The 26,122-nt window shown below is 71.4% G+C and carries 24 protein-coding genes; 17 read left to right on the top strand and 7 right to left on the bottom strand.

Annotated elements, in window-relative coordinates:
- Nucleotides 1-17 precede the first annotated feature (17 nt).
- Nucleotides 18-1,535, bottom strand: a complete 1,518-nt coding sequence (locus ACZ573_RS29180) for a gamma-aminobutyraldehyde dehydrogenase (RefSeq protein WP_393783657.1) — start codon at nt 1,533-1,535, stop codon at nt 18-20.
- A 194-nt stretch (nt 1,536-1,729) separates the two neighbouring features.
- Between ACZ573_RS29180 and ACZ573_RS29175 the strand changes: the two genes are divergently transcribed.
- Together ACZ573_RS29175 and ACZ573_RS29170 are read left to right on the top strand one after the other, a co-directional pair.
- Entirely contained in the window at nt 1,730-2,284 is a 555-nt protein-coding gene (locus tag ACZ573_RS29175; RefSeq protein WP_471309599.1) for an NADAR family protein, read from the top strand.
- Nucleotides 2,285-2,809: 525 nt separating this feature from the next.
- Nucleotides 2,810-4,399 (top strand): TROVE domain-containing protein, encoded by a 1,590-nt coding sequence (locus ACZ573_RS29170; protein ID WP_471309596.1) that lies wholly within the window; start codon nt 2,810-2,812, stop codon nt 4,397-4,399.
- Between the two features lie 10 nt (nt 4,400-4,409).
- Here the strand turns inward: ACZ573_RS29170 and ACZ573_RS29165 are convergent, their stop codons facing one another.
- Nucleotides 4,410-5,123, bottom strand: coding sequence for a DUF4190 domain-containing protein (locus ACZ573_RS29165; RefSeq protein ID WP_471309594.1), 714 nt, complete (start codon nt 5,121-5,123; stop codon nt 4,410-4,412).
- A gap of 111 nt (nt 5,124-5,234) precedes the next feature.
- On the opposite strand from ACZ573_RS29165, the gene ACZ573_RS29160 reads away from it, so the two are divergent.
- From ACZ573_RS29160 to ACZ573_RS29140, 5 genes are all read left to right on the top strand, one after another.
- Nucleotides 5,235-6,260 (top strand): adenosine deaminase, encoded by a 1,026-nt coding sequence (locus ACZ573_RS29160; protein WP_471309592.1) that lies wholly within the window; start codon nt 5,235-5,237, stop codon nt 6,258-6,260.
- A 36-nt stretch (nt 6,261-6,296) separates the two neighbouring features.
- Nucleotides 6,297-6,986, top strand: a complete 690-nt coding sequence (locus ACZ573_RS29155; RefSeq protein ID WP_471309590.1) for a glycerophosphodiester phosphodiesterase — start codon at nt 6,297-6,299, stop codon at nt 6,984-6,986.
- The gene (locus ACZ573_RS29150; RefSeq protein ID WP_471309586.1) at nt 6,983-8,149 is read left to right on the top strand and encodes a sensor histidine kinase; all 1,167 of its coding nucleotides are present in this window, start codon (nt 6,983-6,985) and stop codon (nt 8,147-8,149) included. Before ACZ573_RS29155 ends, ACZ573_RS29150 begins: the two co-directional genes overlap by 4 nt.
- On the top strand, nt 8,146-8,817 hold the full coding sequence (locus ACZ573_RS29145; protein WP_471309582.1) for a response regulator: 672 nt from the start codon (nt 8,146-8,148) through the stop codon (nt 8,815-8,817). The genes ACZ573_RS29150 and ACZ573_RS29145 overlap by 4 nt, the downstream gene beginning before the upstream one ends.
- 148 nt (nt 8,818-8,965) lie before the next feature.
- Nucleotides 8,966-10,165, top strand: a complete 1,200-nt coding sequence (locus tag ACZ573_RS29140; protein WP_471309579.1) for a serine hydrolase domain-containing protein — start codon at nt 8,966-8,968, stop codon at nt 10,163-10,165.
- Between the two features lie 3 nt (nt 10,166-10,168).
- Here ACZ573_RS29140 and ACZ573_RS29135 read toward each other — a convergent pair whose 3' ends face one another.
- The 3 genes from ACZ573_RS29135 to ACZ573_RS29125 all read right to left on the bottom strand — a co-directional run bounded on the left by ACZ573_RS29135 (nt 10,169) and on the right by ACZ573_RS29125 (nt 13,423).
- Nucleotides 10,169-10,633, bottom strand: coding sequence for a hypothetical protein (locus ACZ573_RS29135; RefSeq protein WP_471309576.1), 465 nt, complete (start codon nt 10,631-10,633; stop codon nt 10,169-10,171).
- A gap of 79 nt (nt 10,634-10,712) precedes the next feature.
- Complete coding sequence (locus ACZ573_RS29130) at nt 10,713-11,891, bottom strand: polyamine ABC transporter substrate-binding protein (protein ID WP_471309573.1); 1,179 nt, start codon at nt 11,889-11,891, stop codon at nt 10,713-10,715.
- 92 nt (nt 11,892-11,983) lie between these two features.
- Nucleotides 11,984-13,423: a gamma-aminobutyraldehyde dehydrogenase gene (locus ACZ573_RS29125; RefSeq protein WP_471309569.1), complete on the bottom strand. Its 1,440-nt coding sequence runs from the start codon at nt 13,421-13,423 to the stop codon at nt 11,984-11,986.
- Between the two features lie 168 nt (nt 13,424-13,591).
- Between ACZ573_RS29125 and ACZ573_RS29120 the strand changes: the two genes are divergently transcribed.
- The 10 genes from ACZ573_RS29120 (at nt 13,592) to ACZ573_RS29075 (ending at nt 23,430) form a co-directional block, all read left to right on the top strand.
- Complete coding sequence (locus ACZ573_RS29120; protein ID WP_007266859.1) at nt 13,592-14,095, top strand: Lrp/AsnC family transcriptional regulator; 504 nt, start codon at nt 13,592-13,594, stop codon at nt 14,093-14,095.
- On the top strand, nt 14,080-15,459 hold the full coding sequence (locus ACZ573_RS29115; RefSeq protein ID WP_008737612.1) for an aspartate aminotransferase family protein: 1,380 nt from the start codon (nt 14,080-14,082) through the stop codon (nt 15,457-15,459). Before ACZ573_RS29120 ends, ACZ573_RS29115 begins: the two co-directional genes overlap by 16 nt.
- Nucleotides 15,460-15,643: 184 nt before the next feature.
- Nucleotides 15,644-16,429: an ABC transporter ATP-binding protein gene (locus tag ACZ573_RS29110; protein WP_471309565.1), complete on the top strand. Its 786-nt coding sequence runs from the start codon at nt 15,644-15,646 to the stop codon at nt 16,427-16,429.
- The gene (locus ACZ573_RS29105) at nt 16,411-17,484 is read left to right on the top strand and encodes a hypothetical protein (RefSeq protein WP_471309561.1); all 1,074 of its coding nucleotides are present in this window, start codon (nt 16,411-16,413) and stop codon (nt 17,482-17,484) included. The genes ACZ573_RS29110 and ACZ573_RS29105 overlap by 19 nt, the downstream gene beginning before the upstream one ends.
- A 26-nt stretch (nt 17,485-17,510) precedes the next feature.
- A complete protein-coding gene (locus ACZ573_RS29100; RefSeq protein WP_471309558.1) occupies nt 17,511-18,602 on the top strand; it encodes an LOG family protein in 1,092 nt (363 codons plus the stop codon).
- 80 nt (nt 18,603-18,682) lie between these two features.
- Nucleotides 18,683-19,588, top strand: a complete 906-nt coding sequence (locus ACZ573_RS29095) for a DMT family protein (RefSeq protein WP_471309556.1) — start codon at nt 18,683-18,685, stop codon at nt 19,586-19,588.
- A 99-nt stretch (nt 19,589-19,687) separates the two neighbouring features.
- Nucleotides 19,688-20,329 carry a hypothetical protein gene (locus ACZ573_RS29090; protein ID WP_471309553.1) on the top strand — a complete coding sequence of 214 codons (642 nt, stop codon included), beginning with the start codon at nt 19,688-19,690 and terminating at the stop codon, nt 20,327-20,329.
- Nucleotides 20,330-20,451: 122 nt separating this feature from the next.
- Nucleotides 20,452-20,715 (top strand): ferredoxin, encoded by a 264-nt coding sequence (locus ACZ573_RS29085; protein ID WP_471309550.1) that lies wholly within the window; start codon nt 20,452-20,454, stop codon nt 20,713-20,715.
- Nucleotides 20,712-22,115, top strand: a complete 1,404-nt coding sequence (locus tag ACZ573_RS29080; RefSeq protein WP_471309547.1) for an NAD(P)/FAD-dependent oxidoreductase — start codon at nt 20,712-20,714, stop codon at nt 22,113-22,115. The genes ACZ573_RS29085 and ACZ573_RS29080 overlap by 4 nt, the downstream gene beginning before the upstream one ends.
- Nucleotides 22,116-22,182: 67 nt before the next feature.
- Entirely contained in the window at nt 22,183-23,430 is a 1,248-nt protein-coding gene (locus ACZ573_RS29075) for a cytochrome P450 (protein WP_471309544.1), read from the top strand.
- Here the strand turns inward: ACZ573_RS29075 and ACZ573_RS29070 are convergent.
- Both ACZ573_RS29070 and ACZ573_RS29065 read right to left on the bottom strand, forming a co-directional pair.
- Nucleotides 23,427-24,467 carry an ABC transporter ATP-binding protein gene (locus tag ACZ573_RS29070; RefSeq protein ID WP_471309541.1) on the bottom strand — a complete coding sequence of 347 codons (1,041 nt, stop codon included), beginning with the start codon at nt 24,465-24,467 and terminating at the stop codon, nt 23,427-23,429. The two genes, ACZ573_RS29075 and ACZ573_RS29070, sit on opposite strands and share 4 nt — an antisense overlap.
- On the bottom strand, nt 24,467-26,083 hold the full coding sequence (locus ACZ573_RS29065; RefSeq protein ID WP_471309715.1) for an ABC transporter permease: 1,617 nt from the start codon (nt 26,081-26,083) through the stop codon (nt 24,467-24,469). The genes ACZ573_RS29070 and ACZ573_RS29065 overlap by 1 nt, the downstream gene beginning before the upstream one ends.
- Nucleotides 26,084-26,122: the final 39 nt, after the last annotated feature.

Raw genomic sequence — 26,122 nt, 5'->3', positions numbered from 1 at the left:
GCGTCGGCCGCAGGTGGTTACGGACGGTCCCCGAAGATCGTGCGGTGCCAGTCCTTCTCGGCCACCGCGGTGTTGTCGTACATCACGTGCTTGACCTGCGTGTACTCCTCGAAGGAGTAGGTCGACATGTCCTTTCCGAAGCCGCTGGCCTTGTAGCCCCCGTGGGGCATCTCGCTGATGATCGGAATGTGGTCGTTGACCCAGACGCAGCCCGCCTTGATCTCGCGGGTGGCCCGGTTCGCCCGGTAGAGGTCACGGCTCCAGGCGGAGGCCGCGAGTCCGTACGGGGTGTCGTTGGCCAGCGCGATGCCCTCGTCGTCGGTGTCGAAGGGCAGGACGACGAGGACCGGGCCGAAGATCTCGGACTGGACCACCTCGCTGTCCTGGGCGGCGCCGGCGATGAGGGTGGGCCGGTAGTACGCGCCCTCGGCCAGGTCCCCGGCCGGGATCTCGCCGCCGGTGACGACGGTGGCGTAGGCGCGGGCGCGCTCGACGAACCCGGCGACCCGGTCGCGCTGGGCGTGCGAGACCAGCGGGCCCAGGTCGGTGGTGGGCGCGAAGGGGTCGCCGAGGCGGACGCTCTCCATCAGCTCGGCCACCCGGGAGACGAAGGCGTCGTGCAGGGGGCGCTGGACGTAGGCACGGGTGGCGGCCGTGCAGTCCTGGCCGGTGTTGATGAGGGAGGCGGCGACGGCGCCGTGCGCGGCGGCCTCCAGGTCGGCGTCGTCGAAGACGAGGAAGGGGGCCTTGCCGCCGAGCTCCAGGTGGAGCCGCTTGACGGTGGCGGTGGCGATCTCGGCGACCCGCTTGCCGACGGCGGTGGAGCCGGTGAAGGAGGTCATCACCACGTCGGGGTGGCCCACCAGGTGTTCTCCGGCTTCACGGCCGGCACCGGTGACGATGTTGATCACGCCGTCGGGCAGGCCCGCGTCCTTGGCCGCCTGCGCGAACATCAGGGAGGTCAGCGGGGTGAGCTCGGCGGGCTTGAGGACGATGGTGTTGCCCGCGGCGATCGCCGGGAGGATCTTCCAGGCGGCCATCTGGAGCGGATAGTTCCAGGGCGCGATCGAGCCGACGACCCCGATGGCCTCGCGGCGTACGTACGAGGTGTGGTCGCCCGAGTACTCGGCGGCCGCCTGCCCCTGGAGGTGCCGGGCGGCGCCCGCGAAGAAGGCGGTGTTGTCGATGGTCCCCGGTACGTCGAACTCCGTGGACAGCTTGATCGGCTTGCCGCACTGGAGGGACTCGGCGTACGCGAAGTCCTCCGCCTGCTCGGCCAGGACGGCCGCCAGCCGGTGCAGGGCGTCCGAGCGCTCGCCGGGGGTGGCGCCGGACCAGCCCGGGAAGGCCCTCTTGGCGGCGGCGACGGCCTCGTCGACGTCCGCGGTGCTCGCGAGCTCGTAGGTCAGGACCTCGTCGCCGGTCGCCGGATCGACCACGGTGTGTGACTGTCCGGAGGTGCCGGACCTCAGTTGCCCGTCGATGTACTGCGCGCCGTCTGCGAAGCGGTCTTTGACCTGGAAGCGGTTGCCCATAACGCTCTCACGCTCTCCGTAGCTACAGTTCGAGCTACAGCTCGAATTGAGTGCCGATCCTGGCAGAGGTGATGCCCTCGGCCAAGTGATTCCGTTGTTGCCTTTTGATTACGCGACGGAATCGGTCGACCATGTGTCGAGGCACACCGAAAAACCCGTACGAAGTGTCAGTGGCGACTGCCAGACTCGCGTGCATGGAGATGATGGACGAACTGATCAAGCAGGTCAGCCGTGGTGAGCGGGTGAAGTACCTGCCGTTCTGGGGGCACCGCCCGCTGCCGGACGGCAGGCTCGGTCCGAGCTGCCTGAGCCAGTGGTGGCCCGCTTCCTTCACTGTCGGTGACGTCCGTTATGCGACGGCGGAGCACTGGATGATGGCCGGCAAGGCCCGGCTCTTCGGCGATGCCGAGGCGGAGCGCGCCGCTGTGGGGGCCAAGAGCCCGGCGGAGGCGAAGAAGGTCGGGCGGCTCGTGCGCGGCTTCGACAACGCGATATGGGAGCGGGAGCGCTTCGCCCTGGTGGTGGAGGGCAGCGTGCACAAGTTCGACTCCGACCCGGCGCTGCGCGGGTACCTGCTGGGCACGGGGAAGCGGGTGCTGGTGGAGGCGAGCCCGCTGGACCGGATCTGGGGCATCGGGCTGGCGGCCGACGACGAGCGCGCCCTGGACCCGGCGCGCTGGCGCGGACTGAACCTGCTGGGCTTCGCCCTCATGGAGGCCCGCGAGCGGCTGCGCGGGACGGACGGGTGAGGCGGCGGCGCCGGGCCGCCGCCGTCCCGCTGACGTCCCGCTGACGTAAATGCGTGGCGGCGGCCCGGACCGCCCGCCTAACGTGATCAGTGTCCAGGTGCGAAGGCGAGACCTACTTCGACTCATAATCGGGCGGCCGCGGGTTCGAGTCCCGTCACCGGCTTCGGGCCGGTGTAGCTCAGCTGGTAGAGCACCTTGTGGTTTCGCCGGCTTCGATCTCTGGACACCTACGTCACGCACCTCCCGGTGCGCAGGCTGCGGCTCCTTCTTTTGCAAAGAAACCCAGGCCGCCGCCATCTTGATCTCGGGAGGCCGGCGTGGGGGATGCCCGGTGCGCAGGCGACGGTTACTTCTGGGGACCCGGAGGCCGTGGGTTCGAATCCCACCCGGCTCGTCACCCGCAAGGGAACGGGCCGGTGGAGCAGCCAGGTAGCTCGCCGGGCATAAAGTCCGCCGCCGACTCCCGATCTCGGGCATCCCTCACCCGACGCCTCCCCCGCTTCCATCGAATTCGGGGGGATTCTCATGGCTCGTTTCAACCAGCGTGCGCTCAAGCCGGCGCCCGCCTCGCCCACTTCGCCCGTCCGTTCCACCGGACCCGCCCGCACCGCTCAGGGCGGCCCGGGCCACCTGCGCGACCCGCGCTCCGAGCTGTTCCTGCTCGCCGTCGCCAACTTCGTGACGCAGCGGACCGCCTACGAGGGCGGCGGGGCGCGCGACGACCGGTTCGCGGCGCTCGTACGCACCCTCGCCGTCGAGGATCCCGTCTGGACGGCCGGCCTGCTGGGCTGGCTCCGCGCGGACGCCAACATGCGGACCGCCTCGCTCGTCGGCGCCGCCGAGTACGTGAAGGCCCGGCTCGACGCGGGCGCCACCGACGGGCCTTCGAACCGCCAGGTGGTCGACTCCGTACTGCGGCGCGCGGACGAGCCCGGTGAGCTGCTGGCCTACTGGACGGCGGCGTACGGGCGCAACGTGCCCAAGCCCGTCAAGCGCGGTATCGCCGACGCCGTACGCCGGCTCTACTCCGGCACCTCGCTGCTGAAGTACGACACCGACTCCAAGGCCTTCCGCTTCGGCGACGTCCTCAACCTCGTGCACGCCTCCCCGGACCCGGCCAGGCCCTGGCAGGGCGAGCTGTTCCGCTATGCCCTCGACCGCAGGCACAACCCGGAGAGCGCCGAGGTCCCGGCGGGCAACCGGACCCTCGTGGCCCACCGGGCGCTGATGGAGCTGCCGGTGCACGAGCGCCGGGCACAGGTCGTCGCCCCGGACGGGGCGGAGCGGCTCGCGGCGGCGGGCATGACCTGGGAGTCGCTGGCCGGCTGGCTGCAGGGGCCGATGGACGCGGCCGCCTGGGAGGCGGTCATCCCGTCCATGGGTGCGATGGCGCTGCTGCGCAACCTGCGCAACTTCGACCGGGCCGGGGTCTCGGACGCGGTGGCCGCTCAGGTCGCGGCGAGGATCTCCGACCCCGCGGTCGTCGCGCGGTCCCGGCAGTTCCCCTTCCGCTACCTGGCCGCCTATCAGCACGCGCCTTCGCTGCGCTGGTCGTACCCGCTGGAGCAGGCGCTCGGCCACTCGCTGGCCAACGTACCGGCCCTGCCGGGCCGGACGCTGGTCCTCGTCGACCGGTCCGGGTCGATGTGGTCCCCGCTGTCGGACCGCTCCGAGCTCAACCGGGCGGACGCGGCGGCCATTTTCGGAACGGCGCTGGCGCTGCGGGCCGAGCAGGCCGACCTCGTGCAGTTCGGTACGACCAGCGAGGCGGTCCCGTGCCGCCGCGGCGAGTCCGTACTGAAGGTGCTGGAGCGGTTCGGGCAGCTCGGCGGGACCTACACGGCCGCGGCGGTGAAGAAGTACTACGACGGCCACGACCGGGTGTTGATCGTCACGGACGAGCAGGTCGCCGCGTGGGGCCATGGCGGCGATCCGACCGCCGAGGTGCCGGCCTCGGTTCCGGTCTACACCTGGAACCTGGCCGGCTACCGGGTGGGGCACGCGCCCTCCGGTACCGCGAACCGGCACACCTTCGGCGGGCTCACCGACGGGGCCTTCCGGATGGTGTCCCTGATCGAGGCCGGCCGCGACGCCGACTGGCCGTGGGCCTCCTGAGGCCGTCCGGTCAGACCTTCTCGCGCACCTGGGAGTTGTCGTAGGGGCTGTCGTAGGGGCTGTCGTAGGGCGAGTCGTCGGTGGACCCGCGCTCCATGAAGCCGGCGAATATGACCGCGATCATCACGGCGCCCAGCACGATGCCGATCGCTCCCAGGATGATGCCGGCGAGCGCCATCCCGCCGTTGTCCGCCTCGCCCCGGCTCGCCTTGCCGCGGCCCAGGGCGCCGAAGACGACCGCGGCCGCCCCGAGCGCTATCGCGAAGAAGCTGGTGATGCAGCCGACGACCGCGAGGATGCCGAGGACGAGCGCGGCGATGCCGAAGCCGTTGCTGCGCTGCGCCCCGTAGGGCGGCGGGTACGCGCCCTGGCCCGGGTATCCCGGATACCCGGGATACCCCGGGTGACCGGTCTGCGCGGGGTATCCGGCGTCGCCGGGGTACCCGTAGCCGGGCTGGGCCGGGTACCCGTACGCCGCGGACGTGGGCGGCCCGGCCATCGGGGGCGGGGTCGGGGTCGGCGTCTGTATCGGAGCCGGGGTCGGCGCGGACGGGGTCGGCGCGGACGGGGGGTACTGGTCGCCCGGCATCCCGGCGAGTGTCGGCTGGTCGTGCACGGACGGCGGGCCCGACACGCCCGGTGCCCCCTGCGGCTTGCCCAGCTCGACCGCCGGCCGCTCCAGCGGCGCCCACGGGTCTCGCGGCTCGGGACTGCTGTCGGTCATACGGCGCCCCCCTCTCGTACAGCCATGCTAAGCGCTGCCACCGACAGTCACGGGCGTGCCTACGATGAATCCCGACCTGCCCGCACCCGCGTCCCTCCCGGAGGCACCCCCATGACCGACCTGCACCCCTTCATCGCGGGGCTGCCCAAGGCCGAACTCCACGTCCACCACGTCGGCTCGGCATCCCCGCGCATCGTGGCGGAGCTCGCCGCCCGGCACCCCGACTCGAAGGTCCCCACCGACCCCGAGGCCCTCGCCGACTACTTCACCTTCACCGACTTCGCGCACTTCATCGAGGTCTACCTGTCGGTGGTCGACCTGGTCCGCACCCCGGACGACGTGCGCACCCTCACCTTCGAGGTCGCCCGCGACATGGCCCGGCAGAACATCCGCTACGCCGAGCTGACCATCACCCCGTACTCCTCCACCCGCCGCGGCATCGACGAGAAGGCCTTCATGGAGGCCATCGAGGACGCCCGCCGGGACGCCGAGAGCGAACTCGGCGTCATCCTGCGCTGGTGCTTCGACATCCCTGGCGAGGCCGGCCTGGAGGCCGCCGCCGAGACCGCCCGGCTCGCCGTCGACCACCGCCCCGAGGGGCTGGTCTCCTTCGGCCTCGGCGGCCCCGAGATCGGCGTCCCGCGCCCGCAGTTCAAGCCGTACTTCGACGCCGCCCGCGCCGTCGGCCTGCGCAGTGTCCCGCACGCCGGCGAGACCACCGGCCCGGAGACGATCTGGGACGCCATCCGCGAGCTCGGCGCCGAGCGCATCGGCCACGGCACCAGCGCGCCCCAGGACCCGGAGCTGCTCGCGTACCTCGCCGAGCACCGGATCGCACTGGAGGTCTGCCCGACCTCCAACATCGCGACCCGCGCGGTGACCGACCTCGACCGGCACCCCGTCAAGGAGATGGTCGCGGCGGGCGTGCTCGTCACGATCAACAGCGACGACCCGCCGATGTTCGGCTCCGACCTGAACAACGAGTACGCGGTGGCCGCCCGCCTCCTCGACCTCGACGAGCGCGGGCTCGCGCAGCTCGCCAAGAACGCCGTCGAGGCCTCCTTCCTGGATGCGGCCGGCAAGGCGAAGCTGAGCGCGGAGATCGACACGTACACCGAGGAATGGCTCGCGCGCTGACGCCTTCTCGGCAACTGCGCCCCTGAGAATGGGGACATGAGCACTCTGACTGCCGTCGGCCACCGCGGCGATCCCTACCGTGTCCGTGAGAACACCCTGGCCTCGATCCGCTCCGCCTTCGCGCGCGGGGCGGACGCCGTCGAGATCGACGTACGGCTGACCAGGGACGGGGTGCCGGTGCTCCTCCACGACGACACGCTCCTGCGGCTGTGGGGCCACGACGTACGCCTCGACGACGTCACGGCCCCGCAGCTGAAGGGGCTGACGCTGGGCGGAGTTCCCACGCTGCGCGACGCCCTGACGGCCGCCGGGCCGGGCCGGCTGATGCTCGACCTCCCCGGCGCCACGCCCGAGGCGGTGCGCATCGTCGTGGGCGAGGTCCGTGAGTGCGGGGCGCGCGAGCGGACGTACTACTGCGCGGGCCCGAACACCATGCTGGCGGTCCGCGCCGCCGATCCGGGCGCGGAGATCGCGCTGACCTGGACCTCGCTGTCGCCGCCGCGGCGGGCACTGATCGACGCCGTGGCGCCGCGCTGGCTCAACTACCGCTTCGGACTGGTGAGCCGGGAGCTGGTGGACGCGCTGCACCGGGACGGCCTTCTCGTGTCGGCCTGGACCGCGGACACCAAGCGGACGATGAAGGGCCTGGTCGCAGCGGGGGTCGACTCGATCACCACGAACCGGCTGGACGCGCTGGCGGCCGTACGGAGCGGGCTCGGGCGGTGATACGGGTCTTCCGGGAGGGCATACGCGGCGCCGGTGAGCGGTGGCAGGACCTGGGCCTGACCCTGCTGGTGCAGCTGGCCGTCACGATGCCGTTCGTCGTGCCCCGATCGCCCGATCTCCCGCCCGCGACCTGGACCTCGTACGCGATGACCACGGCCGCCGTGCTGCCCCTGATCTGGCGGCGCCGGGCACCGGTGGGTGTACTGGCGGCGATCCTGGTCATCGGAGGGATCTACGAGGTCGCGGTCGACGGGCCGGGCCAGCCGCTGCCGTACGCCGGCCTCATCGCCTTCTACACGGTCGCCCTGCAGTGCGCCCCGAGGGTCCGTGCGGCCGTGGGGCTGGCCACCGTGGTGGTGGTTGCCTTGTCGGTGGGCTGGGAGACGGGGACGGCCCGGGAACTGCTGTTCACGCTCTTCGTCTCGGCGGCGGCCTACGCCCTGGGACGGCTCCAGCACACGCGGCAGGCCTACACCGAGGCCGCCCTGGCTCGCGCCGCCGAGCTGGAGCGGGCCAACCGGATCGAGGCGGAGCAGGCCGCCGCACGTGAACGGGCCAGGATCGCGCGGGAGATGCACGACATCCTCTCGCACGCGGTCAGCATCATGATCGTGCAGGCGGAAGCCGGACCGGTGGCCGTGCGCCGGGCCCCGGAGCGGGCCGAGGCGGCCTTCGAGGCGATCGCGGAGACGGGGCGGGACGCGATGGCGCAGCTGCGCGCGATGCTGGGCGTGCTGCGCACCGACGAAGCCGCGCCCCGGAGCCCGCAGCCGGGGATCGCCGGGCTGACGGAGCTGGTGGACCGGGTACGCGCCAGCGGGCTGCGGGTGACGTACGAACGGACCGGCGCGGTGCGCGAGCTGCCGGCCGCGTTGGAGGCGACCGTGCACCGGGTGGTGCAGGAAGCCCTGACCAACGTGGTCAAGCACGCCGGGGCCTCGGCGGCGGACGTGACGCTCGTGTACGGACCGGGGACGCTCACGGTGACGGTCACGGACGACGGCCGGGGACCCGGTGGCACCTCGGGCGGGCACGGGCTGATCGGCATCCGCGAGCGGGCGGCGGCCCACGGCGGAACTGCAGAGTCCGGCCCGGGCCCGGACGGGGTCGGGTACTCGGTGCGGGTGTCCCTTGTAACCTCGCCGCTGGAGGTGGGGAATTGACGATCCGTGTGGTGGTGGCCGATGACCAGGAGCTGGTGCGCAGCGGCTTCGCGATGATCCTGGACCTCCAGGACGACATCGAGGTCGTGGCGGAGGTGGGGGACGGCGCGGCGGCGGTGGAGGCGGTGGCCCGGCTCGCGCCGGACGTGGCGCTGCTGGACATCCGGATGCCGGTGCTGGACGGGATCGAGGCGTGCCGGTCGATCTCGGCGCGCAGTGCGTGCCGGACGGTGATGCTGACGACCTTCGACTCGGACGAGTACGTGTACGAGGCCCTGCACGCCGGGGCGAGCGGGTTCCTGCTGAAGGACGTGCGGCGCGACGACCTGGTCCACGCCGTACGGGTGGTGGCGGCGGGCGAGTCCCTGCTGGCGCCTTCGGTGGCGCGCCGCCTGATCGAGGAGTACACGGCGGCGACGGTGCGGGTGCCCGCGCTTCCGGCGGAGCGGCTGGAGGTGCTGACGGCGCGGGAGCGGGAGACGCTGCTGCACCTGGGGCGGGGGATGTCGAACGCGGAGATCGCGGCGGCGCTGGTGGTGAGCGAGCACACGGTGAAGTCGCACGTGGGGAACGTGCTGGCGAAGCTGGGGCTGCGGGACCGGATCCAGGCGGTGATCTGCGCGTACGAGACGGGCCTGATCGCGGCGGGTGCTCCCTCCGGGGAGTGAGGTGCGGCGTGTCGCCTCCCTCGCGCCGGTGAGTTGTCGTACCGGTGAAGACCCCTCTGGTGGGTGATCCGCAACTACCCCTCTGACCTGGAGCATTGAGGTCATCGGGGCAGACGGCGCCGATGACCTCACCGGGGAGCACACCACCATGAACGCACGTACGCGCACGCTGATCGCAGCCGCTCTGGTCCTGGGCATCGGGTCCGGACCCGTCGTCGCACACGCCGCTTCGCTTCCCGCACGGGCGGGGGGCACGGCGGGTGTCTCGGCGCCTCTCGTACCGGCCCCGCCGAATGCCGCGGTACTGGAGCGGGCGATCGCCGGTCTCGGAGCGGAGCACAAGGATGCGACTGCCGCTCTGGTCCGCGTCGGGGGTACGAGCGGTAGCTGGCGGGGCAGTTCCGGTGTCGCGGACATCGTCACCGGGCGGGCGGCCGAGGAGCACGGAAGGTTCCGGGCGGGGTCGGTGACCAAGACCTTCACCGCGGCGGTGGTGCTCCAGCTGGCGGCCGAGGGCCGGGTGGACCTGGACCGGCCGGTCCGGCGGTACCTGCCCGAAACCGTTCCCGATGCCTACGGCACGGTCACCGTCCGGCAGTTGCTCAACCACACCAGCGGCATACCGGCCGCGGACGGCCCGGGCGACTCGTTCGAGGCGCAGTGGGAGCACCGCTTCGATGTGACCGACCCGCACGACCAGCTGGCCGATGCCCTGGCGAAGAAGCGGGAGTTCACCCCGGGCTCGGCCCAGCACTACCTGAACATCAACTACACCTTGCTGGGCGTGCTCGTCGAGAAGGTGACGGGCACCTCGTACGAGGAGGCGGTCGGCCGGCGGATCCTGAGGCCGCTCGGTCTGCATCAGACCTCCTTCCCGTCCCGGACGCAGACGAGGATCCACGGTCCGCACAACCGCGGGTACCAGGCGCTCCCGAAGGCGGACGGCTCCCGGGAGCTGCGGGACGTGACCGAGTGGAACTCCTCGGACCGCTGGGCGGCCGGGGACATCATCTCGACCACGGCCGATCTGGAGCGGTTCACCAAGGCCCTGTTCAGCGAGCGGATCGTGCCGGCGGCCCAGCTGGAGGAGATGTTCACCGTGCCCGCGGTGAAGGACTTCGCCGACGGGAAGGACGCCAGGATGACCGCGGGACTGTCCAGGATCGTCCTGCCGGACGGCACGGTGGCCTGGGGCAAGTCGGGCGGCCGGCACGGGTACAACACCGGCATAGGTGCGACGCGGGACCTGTCCCGCACCTTGGTCTACTCGGTCAACTCCACGGACGCCAAGGGAGAGGACACGAACCCGGTGGTCCTGGGCATCGTGATGGCGGCCTTCGCCAGGTAGGCGTCAAGCAGGCATCGCTTCGAGGCGCTTGATCATGCGGCGGAGGATCAGCAGGGGGATCACCCCGAAGACGCCGAACGACATGTCGATGACGCTCCACCAGAGGGGGATGCCCCGGATCGGGCCGCATATCAGGGCCAGCGGAATCACTCCGGCGCAGGCGATCATGCCGGCTTCGACGATCCAGATGTTGCGGACCGGGTCGCGGTGGACGCCGTAGAAGAAGACCGCGATGACGAGGTGGGCGAAGGCGAGCCAGTCGGTTCCGTAGAGGAGGAAGGGGTAATCGGCGTCGGCCCGCTCCAGCCCGTCGCCCACCCGTCGCAGCCACTCGTGGTCGATCAGGGCGTTGGCCCAGCGGAGCTCGCTGACCAGGGGGAAGGCAGTGAGGCCGCTGAGCACCAGGCAGATCAGGAACAGGGTCAACCAGGCACGGATCCGCCGCTGAAGGGCGCTTCTCTCGCTCATGGAAGAGAGCCTACGCCCATTTCTGAACACGTTCAGCCAATTTGCTGAACATGTTCAATACCTTCCGCCCGGCGCTCCGTCAGAGGCCGACGATCGCGTTCCAGCGCTTGGCGAGGGACCGGCGCTCGGCCGAGGAGATGTCCCGGGCCACGACCAGCCGCTTGCGCATGTCGTCGTCCGGGAAGATCAGCGGATTCCCGGCCAGTTCGGCGGTCTCCTGGTCGCCGGAGGCGGCCAGGACCTCCCGGGCGGCCGGGACCGGGCAGACGTAGTTGACCGAGGCGGCGAGCGAGGCGGCCACCTCGGGCGCGTAGTAGTGGTCGATGAGGGCCTCGGCATTGGCCTTGTGCCGGGCCAGGTTGGGGACGAGCAGGCTCTCGGCCCAGAGTTCGGCCCCTTCCTCCGGGACGACGAACTCGATGTCCGGGTTGTCGGCCTGGAGCTGGATGGCGTCGCCGGAGTAGGCCTGGCAGGCGAGGACATCGCCCTTGCTCAGATCGGAGGTGTAGTCGTTGCCGGTGAAGCGGCGGATGTGCTTCTTCTTCACCATGTTCTCGACCTGGTCGCACATCCGGTGGAAGTCGGACTCGGTCCAGCGGGTGACGTCCACGCCGTTGCCCTGCATGAGCAGGGCGAAGGACTCGTCAAGGCCGGAGAAGAGGGTGACCTTGCCCGCCAGGTCCGGCTGCCACAGGTCCTTGACCGACTTGATCTCCCGGCCCAGGGCCTTGCGGTTGTAGGCGATGCCGGTGATCCCCGACTGCCAGGGGACGGTGTGCAGCCGGCCCTCGTCGAAGGCGGGGGAACGCAGTTGCGGGTCGAGGTGCCGGGCCACGTTGGGCTGGGCCGAGCGGTCCAGCTTCTGGGCCCAGCCCAGGTGGACGAAGCGGGCGGCCATCCAGTCGCTGACCACGATCAGGTCGTGGCCCGTCTCCTGGCGGCTCATCAGGGCCGGGCTGACCTTGCCGAAGAACTCGTCGTTGTCGTTGATCTCCTCTGCGTACCGGACCTCGATGCCGGTCCGCTCCGAGAAGGCCTCCAGTGTCGGGCGGCGCTCCTCGTCCTCCTCGTCGGTGTCGATGTAGAGCGGCCAGTTGGAGAAGGCGACACTGCGGTCCCGCTCGGAACGGTCAGGGCCCTCGCGCCCTTCCTCGGGAACGTAGGCGGCGGGCACGCCGCAGCCGGCGAGGGCGGCCGCGAGGCCCGCGGCGCCGAGGCCGTACAGCGCAGAACGGCGGGAGAAGGCGAGTTCAGGCATGCGCACAGCCTCGGTGAACGCGAGGGGGCGGGCAATAGACATGTTGTCTACTGCCCGCCCCGTCAACGCTGTGCTGTGATCGATGCGGCCGATCAGCCGTCGAGCGAGGTCATCACGTGCTTGATGCGCGTGTAGTCCTCGAAGCCGTAGGCGGAGAGGTCCTTGCCGTAGCCGGACTTCTTGAAGCCGCCGTGCGGCATCTCGGCGACGAGCGGGATGTGGGTGTTGATCCACACGCAGCCGAAGTCGAGGTTCTTGGACATCCGCATCGCGCGGCCGTGGTCCTTGGTCCACACGGAGGAGGCGAGGGCGAACTCGACGCCGTTCGCGTACTCCAGGGCCTGGCCCTCGTTCACGAAGGACTGGACGGTGATGACGGGGCCGAAGACCTCGTTCTGGATGATCTCGTCGTCCTGCTTGAGGCCGGAGACCACGGTCGGGGCGTAGAAGTAGCCCTTGTCGCCGACCTGGTGGCCGCCCGCCTCGACCTTGGCGTGGGCGGGGAGGCGCTCGATGAAGCCCGCGACCTGCTTGAGCTGGTTCGGGTTGTTCAGCGGGCCGTACAGCACGTCCTCGTCGTCCGGCTGGCCGGTCTTGGTGTCGGCGGCGGCCTTGGCGAGCGCGGCCACGAACTCGTCGTGGATCGACTCGTGCACGAGCACGCGGGTGGCGGCCGTACAGTCCTGGCCGGCGTTGAAGTAGCCGGCGACCGCGATGTCCTCGACGGCCTTGGCGATGTCGGCGTCCTCGAAGACCACGACCGGGGCCTTGCCGCCGAGCTCCAGGTGGACGCGCTTGACGTCCTTGGAGGCGCTCTCGGCGACCTGCATGCCCGCGCGCACCGAGCCGGTGATGGAGGCCATCGCCGGGGTGGAGTGCTCGACCATGGCCTTGCCGGTCTCGCGGTCACCGCAGATGACGTTGAAGACGCCCTTGGGCAGCACCGAGTCGATGATCTCCGCCATCAGGACGGTGGAGGCCGGGGTGGTGTCCGAGGGCTTGAGCACGACGGTGTTGCCCGCGGCGATCGCCGGGGCGAACTTCCACACGGCCATCATCATCGGGTAGTTCCACGGCGCGACCTGGGCGCAGACGCCGACCGGCTCACGGCGGATGATCGAGGTCATCCCCTCCATGTACTCGCCGGCCGAGCGGCCCTCGAGGAGGCGTGCGGCACCCGCGAAGAAGCGGATCTGGTCCACCATCGGGGGCAGCTCCTCGCTGGCCGTGAGGCCCAGCGGCTTGCCGGTGTTCTCCGACTCGGCGGCGACGAGCTCGTCCGCGCGCGCCTCGAAGGCGTCCGCGATCTTCAGCAGGGCCTTCTGGCGCTCCGCGGGGGTGGTGTCGCGCCAGCCCGGGAAGGCGGCCGCGGCAGCGGCCATGGCGGCGTCCACATCGGCCTGGCCCGAGAGCGGGGCGGTGGCGTACACCTCGCCGGTGGCCGGGTTGACCACCTCGGTGGTCCGCCCGTCGGCGGCGTCCTTGAACTCCCCGCCGATGTAGTTGCGCAGACGACGCAGTTCGGTGGTCACTACAGCCACACTCCTGATCACATGTCCAACGATTGAGACGATTACCAAGCCTAGCCTCTCGGCGGAGGCTTTCGACAGACCCAGACGCCACCAACTACGAAATCAGTGAGATCAGAGTCTTCAAACAACGAATTTCATCGATTCCGTCTTGCGGAACAGACGACCCTCGTGCACAGTGAGGTCGTGGTCAGTCGAAGCGCAGATTCCAGGAACAGACAACCGTCCCCTTCGGTCGATGCTGTGTCCCTGGCGATCATCGAGCAACTGCAGGAGGACGGTCGCCGTCCCTATGCGTCGATCGGCAAGGCCGTAGGCCTCTCCGAGGCAGCCGTGCGCCAGCGGGTGCAGAAGCTGCTCGACCAGGGCGTCATGCAGATCGTCGCCGTCACCGACCCGCTCACCGTGGGCCTGCGGCGCCAGGCCATGGTCGGCATCAACGTCGAGGGCGACCTCGACCCGGTGGCCGACGCGCTGACCGCCATGGCCGAGTGCGAGTACGTGGTGATGACCGCCGGGTCCTTCGACCTGATGGTGGAGATCGTCTGCGAGGACGACGACCACCTGCTCGAAACGATCAACAAGAAGATCCGCACGCTCCCCGGCGTGCGATCAACCGAAAGCTTCGTTTACCTGAAGCTGAAGAAGCAGACCTACATGTGGGGAACCCGATAACCGTGAGCCAGGACCTCTCCAAAACCGCGTACGACCACCTGTGGATGCACTTCACCCGCATGTCGTCCTACGAGAACTCCCCCGTCCCCACCATCGTCCGGGGCGAGGGCACTTACATCTGGGACGACAAGGGCAAGCGCTACCTCGACGGTCTCGCCGGACTGTTCGTGGTCAACGCGGGTCACGGGCGCAAGGAACTGGCCGAGGTCGCCTACAAGCAGGCCCAGGAACTCGCGTTCTTCCCCATCTGGTCATACGCCCACCCCAAGGCCGTCGAGCTCGCCGAGCGCCTCGCCCACTACGCCCCGGGCGACCTGAACAAGGTCTTCTTCACCACCGGTGGCGGCGAGGCCGTGGAGACCGCCTGGAAGCTCGCCAAGCAGTACTTCAAGCTGCAGGGCAAGCACACCAAGTACAAGGTCATCTCGCGTGCGGTCGCCTACCACGGCACTCCGCAGGGCGCCCTGTCCATCACGGGCCTGCCTGCCCTGAAGGCCCCCTTCGAGCCGCTGGTCCCCGGCGCGCACAAGGTGCCGAACACCAACATCTACCGCGCCCCGATCTTCGGCGACGACCCGGAGGCCTACGGCCGCTGGTGCGCCGACCAGATCGAGCAGGAGATCCTCTTCGAAGGTGCCGACACCGTCGCCGCCGTCTTCCTGGAGCCGGTGCAGAACGCCGGTGGCTGCTTCCCGCCGCCGCCCGGGTACTTCCAGCGGGTCCGCGAGATCTGCGACGAGTACGACGTGCTGCTCGTCTCCGACGAGACGATCTGTGCCTTCGGCCGCCTCGGCACCATGTTCGCCTGTGACAAGTTCGACTACGTCCCGGACATGATCACCTGCGCCAAGGGCATGACCTCGGGCTACTCCCCGATCGGCGCCTGCATCATCTCCGACCGCCTCGCGGAGCCGTTCTACAAGGGCGACAACACCTTCCTGCACGGCTACACCTTCGGCGGCCACCCGGTCTCCTCGGCCGTCGCGCTGGCCAACCTCGACATCTTCGACAAGGAAGGCCTCAACCAGCACGTGCTGGACAACGAGGGCGCCTTCTTCTCGACGCTGAAGAAGCTGCACGACCTGCCGATCGTCGGCGACGTCCGCGGCAACGGCTACTTCTACGGCATCGAGCTCGTCAAGGACAAGGTCACCAAGGAGTCCTTCACGGACGAGGAGACGGAGCGCGTGCTCTACGGCTTCCTCTCCAAGGCGCTCTTCGAGAACGGCCTCTACTGCCGGGCCGACGACCGCGGTGACCCGGTCATCCAGCTCGCGCCGCCGCTGATCGCCGACCAGGGCACCTTCGACGAGATCGAGGGAATCCTGCGCTCGGTACTCACCGAGGCATGGACCAAGCTGTAACCGGCGCTCAGACCGCCCGACCGCTGTAGTCCAACCACACGGCCCGGATCCTCCGTTCGAGTGAGAACGCGGGGGTCCGGGCCGTGTGCTGTCACCATCCAAGACGTTCGTCTCTTTACATCTCAGTGCGGCGCCAGTGACTTCGACCGGTTCCGCTTCGTTCCCTCGGACGGAGGTGTACGCCATGGTGGCTCCACCGGACATTGCCCCGCCTGACAATGACGTCCTGTGGGCTCGGTCCCTGTACTACTCCCACAGGGGGTCCCCCCGGACGAAGTCCGGGGGAGGCTCCCCCGCCCTCGTCGAAATCTCCGTCGCGGTCCGCCAGGGCGAGATCCTCGCCCTGACCGGTCCCCGCGGCAGCGGCAAGACCACCCTGCTCCGCTGTCTGTCCGGGCAGCTGCGCCCCCAGCAGGGCGAGGTCTGGTTCAACAGCCTCCCCGTGCACACCATGGGCACGGTCGTCCGCGAACGGCTGCGCCGCGACCGGTTCGGCTGGATCGGCCACGAGCCCCAGCTGCTGCCCGAGCTGAAGGTCTGGGAGAACGCGGCCCTGCCCCTGCTGCTCGCCGGGGCCTCCCACCGCACCGCCCGCAAAGCCGCCTGCGAATGGCTGGACCGCCTCGACATCGCCGGCTTGTCCCGCAAGCGCCCCGGCGCCCTGACCCGCGCCGAGTGCCAGCGGGTCGCACTCGCCCGGGCCCTGGTCAACGAGCCCGCGGTGATCTTCGCCGACGAGCCCACGGCCCCCCTGCACCGCACCGAGCGGGCCCTGCTGCTCCGTACGCTCACCACCGCGGCCCGCTCCCACGACATCACCGTGCTGCTGGCCACCCACGACGAGGCCACCGCGGCCGTCGCGGACCGCCGGATCGCCCTGCTCGACGGCCGCCTCGCGGGGGCCGCGGCCGACGCCTCCCCCGTCGCCGACACCACGGAGGACCAGACCGCGTGCTCGCTCTCCGCCTAGCCCGCGGTTCCCGGCCGCTGGTCCAGCTGCGGCGGCTCCTCGTCGCCGCGGCCTCGGCCGGAACCGGATTCCTGCTCCTCTATGTACTCGCCGGTGCCGTGGCCCGGCCCGCCGGATCGTTCCCTCGCCTGCTGTGGGCCCTGATCCCGCTGGCCGTCACCGTCCACTTCGCCGTCGTCGTGGCCCGAGCCGACCCCGCGACCCAGCCCCGCGAGGGACTGGACGCCGTCGGGCTGGGACCCGTCCGGCTCATGCTGGCCGCCGCGATCTCCACCGCCGTCGCCTGCGCCCTGGGCAGCGCCGTGGCCCTGGCCGTCTTCCTCCACCTGCGCGGGGAGCTGGCGGGGCTGCCGTTCGACGGGGCCGGGGCGAAGCTGCTCCAAGCCGACCAGCCGCTGCCGGTGGCGGGCGCCCTCACCCTGCTGGCCCTGATCCCGCTGACCGCCTCGGCCGCCACCGCCCTCGCGCTGCGCCCGCGCCCGCCGCTGGCCCCCCAGACCGGACTGCCCTGGGGCATCGCCCTGACCGCCTGTGGGCTCGCGGCCTCGGCCTACGCGGGCCGGGTCGACGCCGGGATGCTCATCGGCTGGTCGCTGACGGCGGTCGGGCTCGCCCTCGCCGGACCGGGGCTCGCCTACGCCTGCGGGAGTCTGGTCCAGGCCGTGCGCCCGGGAGCGCTGCGGCTGCTGGCCGGGCGGACCCTCCAGGAGGAGGCCCCCCTGATCGGCCCCCCGCTGGGGGTGCTCTGCTCGGTGGCCGCGGGCGCCCTGACCGCGTTCGCCCTGCGTGACCGGGGCGGGCTGCCCGTCCCGCTGGGCCCGCTGACCTGGCCGGCCGTCGCCCTGGTGACCCTGTGCGCCGCCGCGACCCTTCTCACATCCGTGGTGGAGGCCCGCCGGAGCCGGCAGCCCGGACGCACGGCCCTGCTCGACCTGGGCGCCCCGTCCAACGTCCTTCGCACCGCCGCGAGTCTGCGGGCCACCGCGCTCCTGGCCGTGTGCGTACCGCTCAGCTGGGGTGTGGCGCAGCTGACGTCGCTGGCATTGACCCGCTGACCCGAGCAGCCCTTAGGGTGGGCCGAATGGTCAACCCAGACATCGAGATCGAGACGCTCGCCGAATTCGACCAGGTCGTGGCACGCGGCTCGCTCAGCGGCTACCGGATCCAGTCGGTCAACCTGCTGGAGCGGACCTTCGCGCTGCTGGCCGCCGACACCTCGGCGGCCGTGTTCCTGGGCTGCGCGATGGAGCCCGACGCGGCGGTGAAGGTCCGCGCCGACGGCGCGCTGGTCTTCCCGCCCGTACCGGACCTGCCGTTCAACCCGTACCGGGGCCTGCTCTACACGCCCGAGGAGCTCTTCACCGGACTGCCCGGCGGGTACGAGATCACCCCGGACGCCGAGGCGTACGCCTGGTTCCAGGAGACGAAGTCCGACGGCGACGTCTTCTCCTCGATGCTCCGTTCCGTCCATGACGACGCCATCTCCGACGCCCTCGACGAGCATCTCGCCGGTGTCCGGGTCGTCGGTGTGATGGGCGGCCACGCGATGGTTCGCAGCGGTACGGACTACCGCGGCGCGGCCGAGCTGGGCCGGGCGCTGACCCGGTCCGGGCTGACGGTGGCCACCGGCGGCGGCCCCGGCGCGATGGAGGCCGCCAACCTCGGCGCCTACCTGGCCCCGGCCCCGGACGAGGCCCTCGCCGAGGCCCTGGAGCTGCTGGCCAAGGCCCCCTCCTTCGCGCCGTCGGTGTCCGACTGGGCGCGCGCGGCCTTCGCCGTGCGCGAGCGCTTCCCCGCCGGCGGTGACTCGGTGGGCATCCCGACCTGGTTCTACGGGCACGAACCGCCGAACGCCTTCGCGGGCCACATCGCGAAGTACTTCGCGAACGCCACCCGCGAGGACGGGCTGCTGGCCCGCTCCGACGCGGGCGTGGTCTTCCTGCCCGGCGCGGCGGGCACCGTCCAGGAGATCTTCGACAACGGGACGCCCAACTACTACGAGTCCCGGGGCGAGCCGGCCCCGATGATCCTGGTCGGCCGCACCCACTGGACCGAGCACCTGCCGGCGTGGCCCCTGCTCCAGGCACTGGCGCGCGGCCGTGCGATGGAGTCCCGGATCGCGCTCGTCGATTCGGTGGACGAGGTTCCGGGCGTCCTCGCGTCGATGAGCTGAGTTCCGGAAGCAACTTCCCGGCCCGTTCCGACGTCTGGCAGAGGTACCGCAAAACCTGCCAGACGTGAACGGAGCCCTTGGTGCTCATAGGCCTGCTGACCGCTGTCGCGGCGTCCATCTGCTACGGCACGGGATCCGTGCTGCAAGCCGTCGGCTCGCGCCGCGCCGCACGCATGTCCCCCGCCGCCGCCGGGGTGACCGCCCATGGCGGCCCCAACCTGTCGTCGACCGCGAAAGCGGCGATGACCTGGGAATTCATCGTCGGCACCATCCTGGACTTCGTGGGCTTCGGACTCGGGGCCCTGGCCGCCCGGCTGCTTCCCCTCTTCCTCTCGCAGACGGTCATCAGCGCCAACCTGGTGATCACGGCCGTGCTGAGCGTGAAGATGCTCGGCATCCGGCTGAGCCGGAAGGAATGGACCTCGATCGGTGTCGTGTGCACCGCGCTGGTGCTGCTGGCGACGGCCGCGGGCCACGAGGGCGGCCACCACGCGCCGATGTCCACGCACTGGTGGCTGCTGGGGATCACCCTGCTGCTGATGGTGGGCGGCACCGTGGCCGTACGCCTCCTCGGCGGCGGCGCCGCGATCCTGGCGGGCCTGCTGTCGGGTCTCGGCTTCGGCGCGCTCGGCGTCGGCGTCCGGATCCTGAACGGCGTGGACCCGTTCGACCTCGGCACGCTCCTCACCGACCCGGCCCTCTACGCCATTCTGGTGGCGGGCATCGGCGGTATGTACCTGCACACGGTCGCCCTCCAGATCGGCTCGGTGAACGGCGCCACCGCGGCCCTGGTCGTCGGCGAGACGGTCCTGCCGGGCGCGATCGGCGTCCTGTGGCTCGGCGACGCCTCCCGCCCCGGCCTTGCCTGGCTCGCGGTCCTCGGTTTCGTCATGGCCGTCGCCGGAGCTGTGGCGGTCGCCTGGTACGGCAAGCACGAGGGGGCCGACGAGGGAGCCGTCACCCCGGTGCCGGAGCCGGTCGGCTGACCCACCGGCCGGCCGGGTCCCCTCACCCGGTCGGCCGCCCCCCGGTGGTGGCGCGGCGGTGTCTGCCGCTTGCTGGAGCGGGGGAGAGAGTGAGGGTCCGTGAGTCCCACGACCGATCGGCTCGACACACCACGCGCGGCCGGGATGGCCGGAATCGCCTTCGCCCTGCTGCTCGGGGCCGCGATCGTCCTCATGCGGATCGCCATCCCGTCGGGCAACGTCGCCGACGCGCCCGTCGACCCGGACAAGCGCTGGGCGGTCCAAGTGGCACTGGAGATCGTGCCCTTCGCGGGCATCTTCTTCCTCTGGTTCATGGGCGCACTGCGCGCACACACGGGTCCGGCCGAGGACCGGTTCGTCGCCACCGTGTTCCTCGGCAGCGGATTCGTCTTCGTGGCCACCCTGTTCGCCTCCGCCGCGGCGGCGGGCACGGTGCTGGCCGAGGAGACGCCCTCCGGATTCGGCCGCCACTACGCCTACACCCTCCTCGCGACGTACGCCATGCGGATGGCGGCCGTCTTCGTCCTCGCGACCTCGACCATCGGGCGGATGCTCGGCGTCTTCCCGCGGCCACTGGCCCTGCTGGGCACCGTCGTCGGCCTGGTCCTGCTCGTGGTCGGCTCCGGAGTGCCCTGGTCCGAGCTGGTGTTCCCGGCCTGGGCGCTGATCCTCAGCCTGTACATCCTGCGCGTGGGGCGCGGCACCGCCCGCCGGGCTCCGACTCCCACGGAACCGCCCTGACCTGGAGCCCCTTACTCCGGCAGGCGGCCCGTGGGCGCCGCGTGCATGCTGGTGGGAAGGGGAGGCCCCGGGGGCTTCGGGGGGTGACGGGGAGGAACGGCCGAGGGAAAGGCAGAACCGTCATGAGGCTTGTCGTCGACCTCAACCGCTGCCAGGGATACGCCCAGTGCGCATTCCTCGCTCCCGATGTCTTCGCCATGCACGGCGACGAGTCGCTGCTCTACAACCCGCAGGCGGATCCGGAGCAGCGCGAGGACGTCCTGCGTGCCGTGGCCGCCTGTCCCGTGCAGGCCATCCTTCTGGAGATCACGGACGAGGACATGGCGAACATGGTGACCCCGGATGCCGTGGCCGGCGCCGGATCCCGTTCCGGAGGCGCCCAGTGACCGGTGCAGGATCACACGACGGATCCCTGGAGCGCCTCAAGCGCGAGGGCCGCATCGTCGTCGTCGGCGCGTCCCTGGCCGGTCTGCGGGCCGCCGAGACCATGCGCGAGAAGGGCTTCGCCGGTTCGCTCACGGTGATCGGCGACGAACCGTACGAGCCGTACGACCGGCCCCCGCTGTCCAAGCAGGTCCTGCTGGGCAAGGCGGTCGCCGACCACACGGCGCTCCCCCGGCGCCGGGCGATCGACGCCGACTGGCGCCTCGGGGTCGCGGCCACCGGCCTGGACATGGCCGCCCGCCGGGTCAGGCTCGGCAACGGCGACGAGGTCGAGTACGACCGGCTGCTCATCGCCACCGGCGTACGCGCCCGGCCGTGGCCCAACCCGGAGGAGGGCGCCCTCAAGGGTGTCTTCGTCCTGCGCACCCGCGACGACGCCGAAGGGCTGCAACGGGCCTTGGCCGCCGGTCCCCGCCAGGTGCTGGTCATCGGAGCCGGGTTCACCGGGTCCGAGATCGCCTCCGCGTGCCGGGAGCGCGGCCTGGACGTCACCGTCGCCGAACGGGGCGACGCGCCGCTGGTCGGAGCGCTGGGCGGGGTGATCGGCGCGGTGGCGGCCGAGATGCACCGCGAGAACGGCGTCGACCTGCGTACCGGAGTCATGGTGACCTCGCTGGAGGGTGACCCCTCCGGGCGGGTCCGCGCCGCCCACTTCTCCGACGGGTCCACCGTCGAGGCGGACGTGGTGGTCGTCTCGCTGGGCGCGCAGCGCAATACCGAGTGGCTCGCCGGCTCCGGGCTGGGCGCGGGTCCGCGGGGCATCGCCTGCGATGCGGGCTGCCGGGCCTTCGACGTCCGGGGCATCGTCACCGATGACATCTACGTGGCGGGCGATGTGGCACGTTCCCCGCACGCCCTGTTCGGCTACCAGTTCCTGTCGCTGGAGCACTGGGGCAACGCCGTCGCCCAGGCGGACACCGCCGCGCACAACATGCTCAGCGAGAGCGCCGACCGCCGCCCCCACCTGTGGGTTCCGGCGTTCTGGTCTTCCCAGTTCGGCGTGAACATCAAGTCGGTCGGGGTACCGCCGATGGGGACCGAGATCCTCATCACCCAGGGCTCGCTCGCCGAGCGCCGGTTCGCGGCCGTGTACGGGTACCAGGGGCGGATGATCGCCGCCGTCACCTTCGACAACTGCCGGTGGCTGCCGTTCTACGAGCAGCAGATCGAGGCCACGGCGCCGTTCCCGCCGCCGTTCTCCACGGTGGACCGCAGGCCCGACGGGGCCAAGCCGCTGCCGGCCGACTTCCCCGACCCCTCCGTCCCGACCCACGGGCCGACGATCACGCTGAGCGGCTACTCGCCGGCGGACCGGAAGATGACCTTCACGCCCGGAAGATGACCTTCGTCCGCACGCACCACCGGCCGCGCCGCGCCGCGCCCTCCCCCGAGGATCACGAGGACCTGTCATGACACAAGCCCTGCTCCGGGAGATCATCGACTACGCGAACCGCGCGAATCCGTACCCGCTGTACGAGGAACTCCGCAAGACGCCGGTGTCCCATGACGGGGACGGGCCGTACGTCATCAGCACGTACTACGAGATCCACAGCCTCCTGCACGACCCGCGGATCAGCTCCGACGCCAAGAACCTGAAGGCGACCGGGGACGATCCACTGGGGGGTCAGTCCGACGAGGAGGGGACGACGCTGCCCCCGTCCTTCCTCAAGCTCGACCCGCCCGACCACGACCGCCTGCGGCGGATGACGAACCGCCCCTTCGGGCCGCCGCACGCCCCACACCGGGTGCACGACATGCGCGAGGAACTCGGCGGCCTCGTCTCCGGGCTCATCGACGGCATCGTGGAGACCGGACAGATGGACCGGATCGACCTCGTCGACCAGTTCGCCTACCCGTTCCCGGTCTCGGTCATCTGCCGGCTGCTCGGCATCCCCCGCGAGGACGAGCCCCGCTTCCACGTGTGGGCGGAGACCCTGGCCGCCAGCCTGGACCCCGACCCGGACGCGGACCCGACGCAGCACGGCAAGGGCGCGATGGACGCGCGCATGGAGCTGGGCATGTACCTGGCCGGGCTGATCGAGGAGCGCCGCAAGAAGCCGGGCGACGACATGCTGTCCCAGCTGGCGACGGCGGACGGCCCGGACGGCGCGATGACCACCATGGAGGCGCTCAGCACCTCCGCGCTGCTGCTGATCGCGGGCCACGAGACCACGGTCAACCTCATCACCAACGGGATGCTGACGCTGCTGCGCCATCCGGAGGTCCTCCAGCGGCTGAGGGACGATCCTGACCTGGCCGTCCCGATCGTCGAGGAGCTGCTGCGGTACGAGCCGCCCGTGCAGCTGCTGCCCCAGCGCACCACCCTCTCCGACATCGAGGTCGCCGGTGTCACCATCCCCAAGGGCGCGTCCCTGTGGCTGATGCTGGCCTCCGGGAACCGCGACCCGAAGCGGTTCGAGGATCCCGACCGCTTCGACCCCGACCGCAAGGACATCCAGCACCTCGGGCTCGGCAGCGGGATCCACAGCTGCTTCGGGGCGCCGCTGGCCCGGCAGGAGGCCCAGCTGGCGCTGAGCGAGCTGGCCCGCCGGCTGGAGAATCCGCGGCTGCTGGAGGACCCGCCCCAGTACCGGCAGAACGCGGTCCTGCGCGGCCCGCGCCATCTGCCGATCGCCTGTGACGGCATCCGTCCCTAGGACGTCTCTTCTTCAGGCAGTACGACCACCTCGGCGGGGGTGAACGTCACCTCGACCCGGTCCCCCACGGCCGGCGCCCCCGCCGGCCCGCACTCGGCCTCCAGCACCGGTCCCGCCTCCGGCCGCAGCAGCAGCGCGACGTGCGTGCCGCGGAAGGTGCGGGAGAGCACCTCGCAGGGCAGGCCCGCCGCGCAGAGCACGACGCCGGCCGGGCGGATGAGCAGCCGCTGCTCCCCTTCGGGGGATCCGGCCGGTACGGGGACCTTGCCCCACGCGGTGGCGGCCCGCGTGCCCGAGACCACGGCCGGGGCCACGTTCTCGAAGCCGAGGAACCGCGCCACGAACTCCGACGCGGGCCGCTGCCACACCTCCAGCGGGGTCCCGGCCTGCGCGATCCGGCCGTCCCGCATCACCACCACCCGGTCGGCCAGGGCGAACGCCTCGCCCTGGTCGTGCGTGACGGCCAGCACGGTCGTGCCCAGCCGGGAGAACAGCCCCCGCAGCTCCACCACGAGCCGCTCCCGCAGCCCCCGGTCCAGCTGCCCCAGCGGTTCGTCGAGCATCAGCAGCCGCGGCGACGGTGCCAGCGCCCGGGCCAGCGCCACCCGCTGCTGCTCGCCGCCCGACAGGGAGGCCACCGCCCGGCCCTGGGCCCCGGGGAGCCCGACCAGCTCCAGCAGTTGCGCGACCCGGTCCGCGGACGAGGCCCGTCCGGTTCCCCGCACCCGCAGCCCGAAGGAGACGTTCGCGCCGACGTCGCGGTGCGGGAACAGCTGGTGGTCCTGGAACATCAGCCCCACGCCCCGCCGGTGCACCGGTACGCCGGCCTGGTCGGCCCCGCCCAGCAACACCCGGCCGGCGGACACCTGCTGCAGTCCGGCGACGACCCGCAGCAGCGTGGACTTGCCGCTTCCGCTCGGCCCCAGCACGCACACCACCTCGTGCTCGGCGACCGCGAGGTCCACGCCGTCCAGGGCGTACTGGGCCGCGCGCTCACCGAAGCGGACCGACACCCCCTCCAGCTGAAGCAGTGTCATCAGAACTCTCCGGAGGTCTTGTCGGGCCGCAGTCGCTCCAGCAGCAGCAGGGACACCGCGCACACCAGCATCAGAATCGTGCTCAGGGCCATCGCCTGCCCGTAGTTCAGCTCGCCGGCCCGCCCCAGCAGCCGCGCCACGGCCACCGGAAGCGTCGGCCGGTCCGCCCGCGCGATGAACACGGTCGCGCCGAACTCCCCCAGCGACACGGCGAAGGCGAACCCGGCCGCGATCAGCAGCGCCCGCCGCACCAGCGGAAGGTCCACCTCCCGCCAGGCACGCAGCGGCGACGCGCCGAGCACCGCGGCGGCCTCCCGCAGCCGCCCGTCCACCGCGCGCAGCACCGGCAGCATGGTCCGTACGACGAAGGGCACGCCCACCAGGGCCTGCGCCAGCGGCACCAGGATCCACGAGGTCCGCAGGTCCAGCGGCGGCTCGTCCAGGGTGATCAGGAAGCCGAAGCCCACGGTCACCGCGGACACCCCGAGCGGGAGCATCAGCAGCGCGTCGAAGCCGCGTACGAAGCGGCCCCCGCGCCGGGTCAGCGCCGCGGTCGCGAGTCCCCCGATGACCAGGGCGATCGCGGTGGCGGCGAGCGCGTACTGCAGGGAGTTCCAGATCGCCTCCAGCGGCGCGACCAGGAAGGTCCCGCCGCCGGCGCCCGCGTCCTGCAGGGCCCGGTAGTAGCCGAGGCCGTAGCCGCCGGGGGTGTCGAAGGAGCGCTCGACGAGCACGCCCAGCGGCAGCACGATCAGCAGCGCGACGGTCAGGAGCACCCCGCCCAGCAGGGTGCGCTGCGCCCAGCCGCGCGGCCGGTGCGTGGTGCGGCCCGGATCGACCAGCCGCAGCGCGGTCTCGCGCTTGCGGACGGTCCAGGCGTGCACGGCGAGGATCGCGCCGATCGCGGCGAACTGCACCATCGTCAGGACGGCGGCCGTCGGCAGGTCCAGGAGCTGCGCGGTCTGCCGGTAGACCTCCACCTCCAGGGTGGAGTACGAGGGTCCGCCGAGGATCAGCACGACACCGAAGGAGCTGAAGGTGAACAGGAACACCATCAGGGAGGCCGCGGCCACCGACGGGGCGAGCGCGGGCAGCGTCACGCGCCGCCAGGCGGTGAACCGCCCGGCGCCCAGCACCCGGGCGGCCTCTTCCTGGCGCGGGTCCAGCTGGGCCCACAGCCCGCCGACCGTGCGGACGACGACGGCGTAGTTGAAGAAGACGTGCGCGAGCAGGATCGCCCAGACGGTGGTGTCGAGCCGGACGCCCGCGAGTTCGTCCAGCAGGCCGCCCCGCCCGAGCAGCGCGAGGAAGGCGGTGCCGACCACCACGGTCGGCAGCACGAAGGGAACGGTCACCACGGCGCGCAGCAGCTGTTTGCCCGGGAACTCGAAGCGGGCGAAGACGTACGCGGCGGGGAGCGCGATCAGCAGGGTGAGGAGGGTGGAGGCGAACGCCTGCCAGGTGGTGAACCACAGCACGTCGGCGATGTCGGGCCGGCCCAGCACCTCCGCGAACCGGCCGAACTGCCACCCTTCGCCGGTCTTCAGGCCGCGCCCGACGATCGCGGCGACGGGGTAGGCGAAGAACAGCCCGAAGAAGGCGAGGGGGACGGCCATCAGGGCGAGCCGCACGGCGGTCGCCCGCGCCCCCTCGCG

It is taken from the genome of Streptomyces sp. NPDC040545 (genome assembly GCF_055595065.1).
This window is presented reverse-complemented; position numbering and strand designations above follow the sequence as displayed.

What these genes read in the sequence shown, in the direction of transcription:
- ACZ573_RS29180 (WP_393783657.1), bottom strand. Translation starts at nt 1,535, where the DNA reads ATGGGCAACCGCTTCCAGGTCAAAGACCGCTTCGCAGACGGCGCGCAG.
- ACZ573_RS29175 (WP_471309599.1), top strand. Translation starts at nt 1,730, where the DNA reads ATGGAGATGATGGACGAACTGATCAAGCAGGTCAGCCGTGGTGAGCGG.
- ACZ573_RS29170 (WP_471309596.1), top strand. Translation starts at nt 2,810, where the DNA reads ATGGCTCGTTTCAACCAGCGTGCGCTCAAGCCGGCGCCCGCCTCGCCC.
- ACZ573_RS29165 (WP_471309594.1), bottom strand. Translation starts at nt 5,123, where the DNA reads ATGACCGACAGCAGTCCCGAGCCGCGAGACCCGTGGGCGCCGCTGGAG.
- ACZ573_RS29160 (WP_471309592.1), top strand. Translation starts at nt 5,235, where the DNA reads ATGACCGACCTGCACCCCTTCATCGCGGGGCTGCCCAAGGCCGAACTC.
- ACZ573_RS29155 (WP_471309590.1), top strand. Translation starts at nt 6,297, where the DNA reads ATGAGCACTCTGACTGCCGTCGGCCACCGCGGCGATCCCTACCGTGTC.
- ACZ573_RS29140 (WP_471309579.1), top strand. Translation starts at nt 8,966, where the DNA reads ATGAACGCACGTACGCGCACGCTGATCGCAGCCGCTCTGGTCCTGGGC.
- ACZ573_RS29135 (WP_471309576.1), bottom strand. Translation starts at nt 10,633, where the DNA reads ATGAGCGAGAGAAGCGCCCTTCAGCGGCGGATCCGTGCCTGGTTGACC.
- ACZ573_RS29130 (WP_471309573.1), bottom strand. Translation starts at nt 11,891, where the DNA reads ATGCCTGAACTCGCCTTCTCCCGCCGTTCTGCGCTGTACGGCCTCGGC.
- ACZ573_RS29110 (WP_471309565.1), top strand. Translation starts at nt 15,644, where the DNA reads ATGGTGGCTCCACCGGACATTGCCCCGCCTGACAATGACGTCCTGTGG.
- ACZ573_RS29100 (WP_471309558.1), top strand. Translation starts at nt 17,511, where the DNA reads ATGGTCAACCCAGACATCGAGATCGAGACGCTCGCCGAATTCGACCAG.
- ACZ573_RS29085 (WP_471309550.1), top strand. Translation starts at nt 20,452, where the DNA reads ATGAGGCTTGTCGTCGACCTCAACCGCTGCCAGGGATACGCCCAGTGC.
- ACZ573_RS29075 (WP_471309544.1), top strand. Translation starts at nt 22,183, where the DNA reads ATGACACAAGCCCTGCTCCGGGAGATCATCGACTACGCGAACCGCGCG.
- ACZ573_RS29070 (WP_471309541.1), bottom strand. Translation starts at nt 24,467, where the DNA reads ATGACACTGCTTCAGCTGGAGGGGGTGTCGGTCCGCTTCGGTGAGCGC.
- ACZ573_RS29065 (WP_471309715.1), bottom strand. Translation starts at nt 26,083, where the DNA reads ATGGCCGTCCCCCTCGCCTTCTTCGGGCTGTTCTTCGCCTACCCCGTC.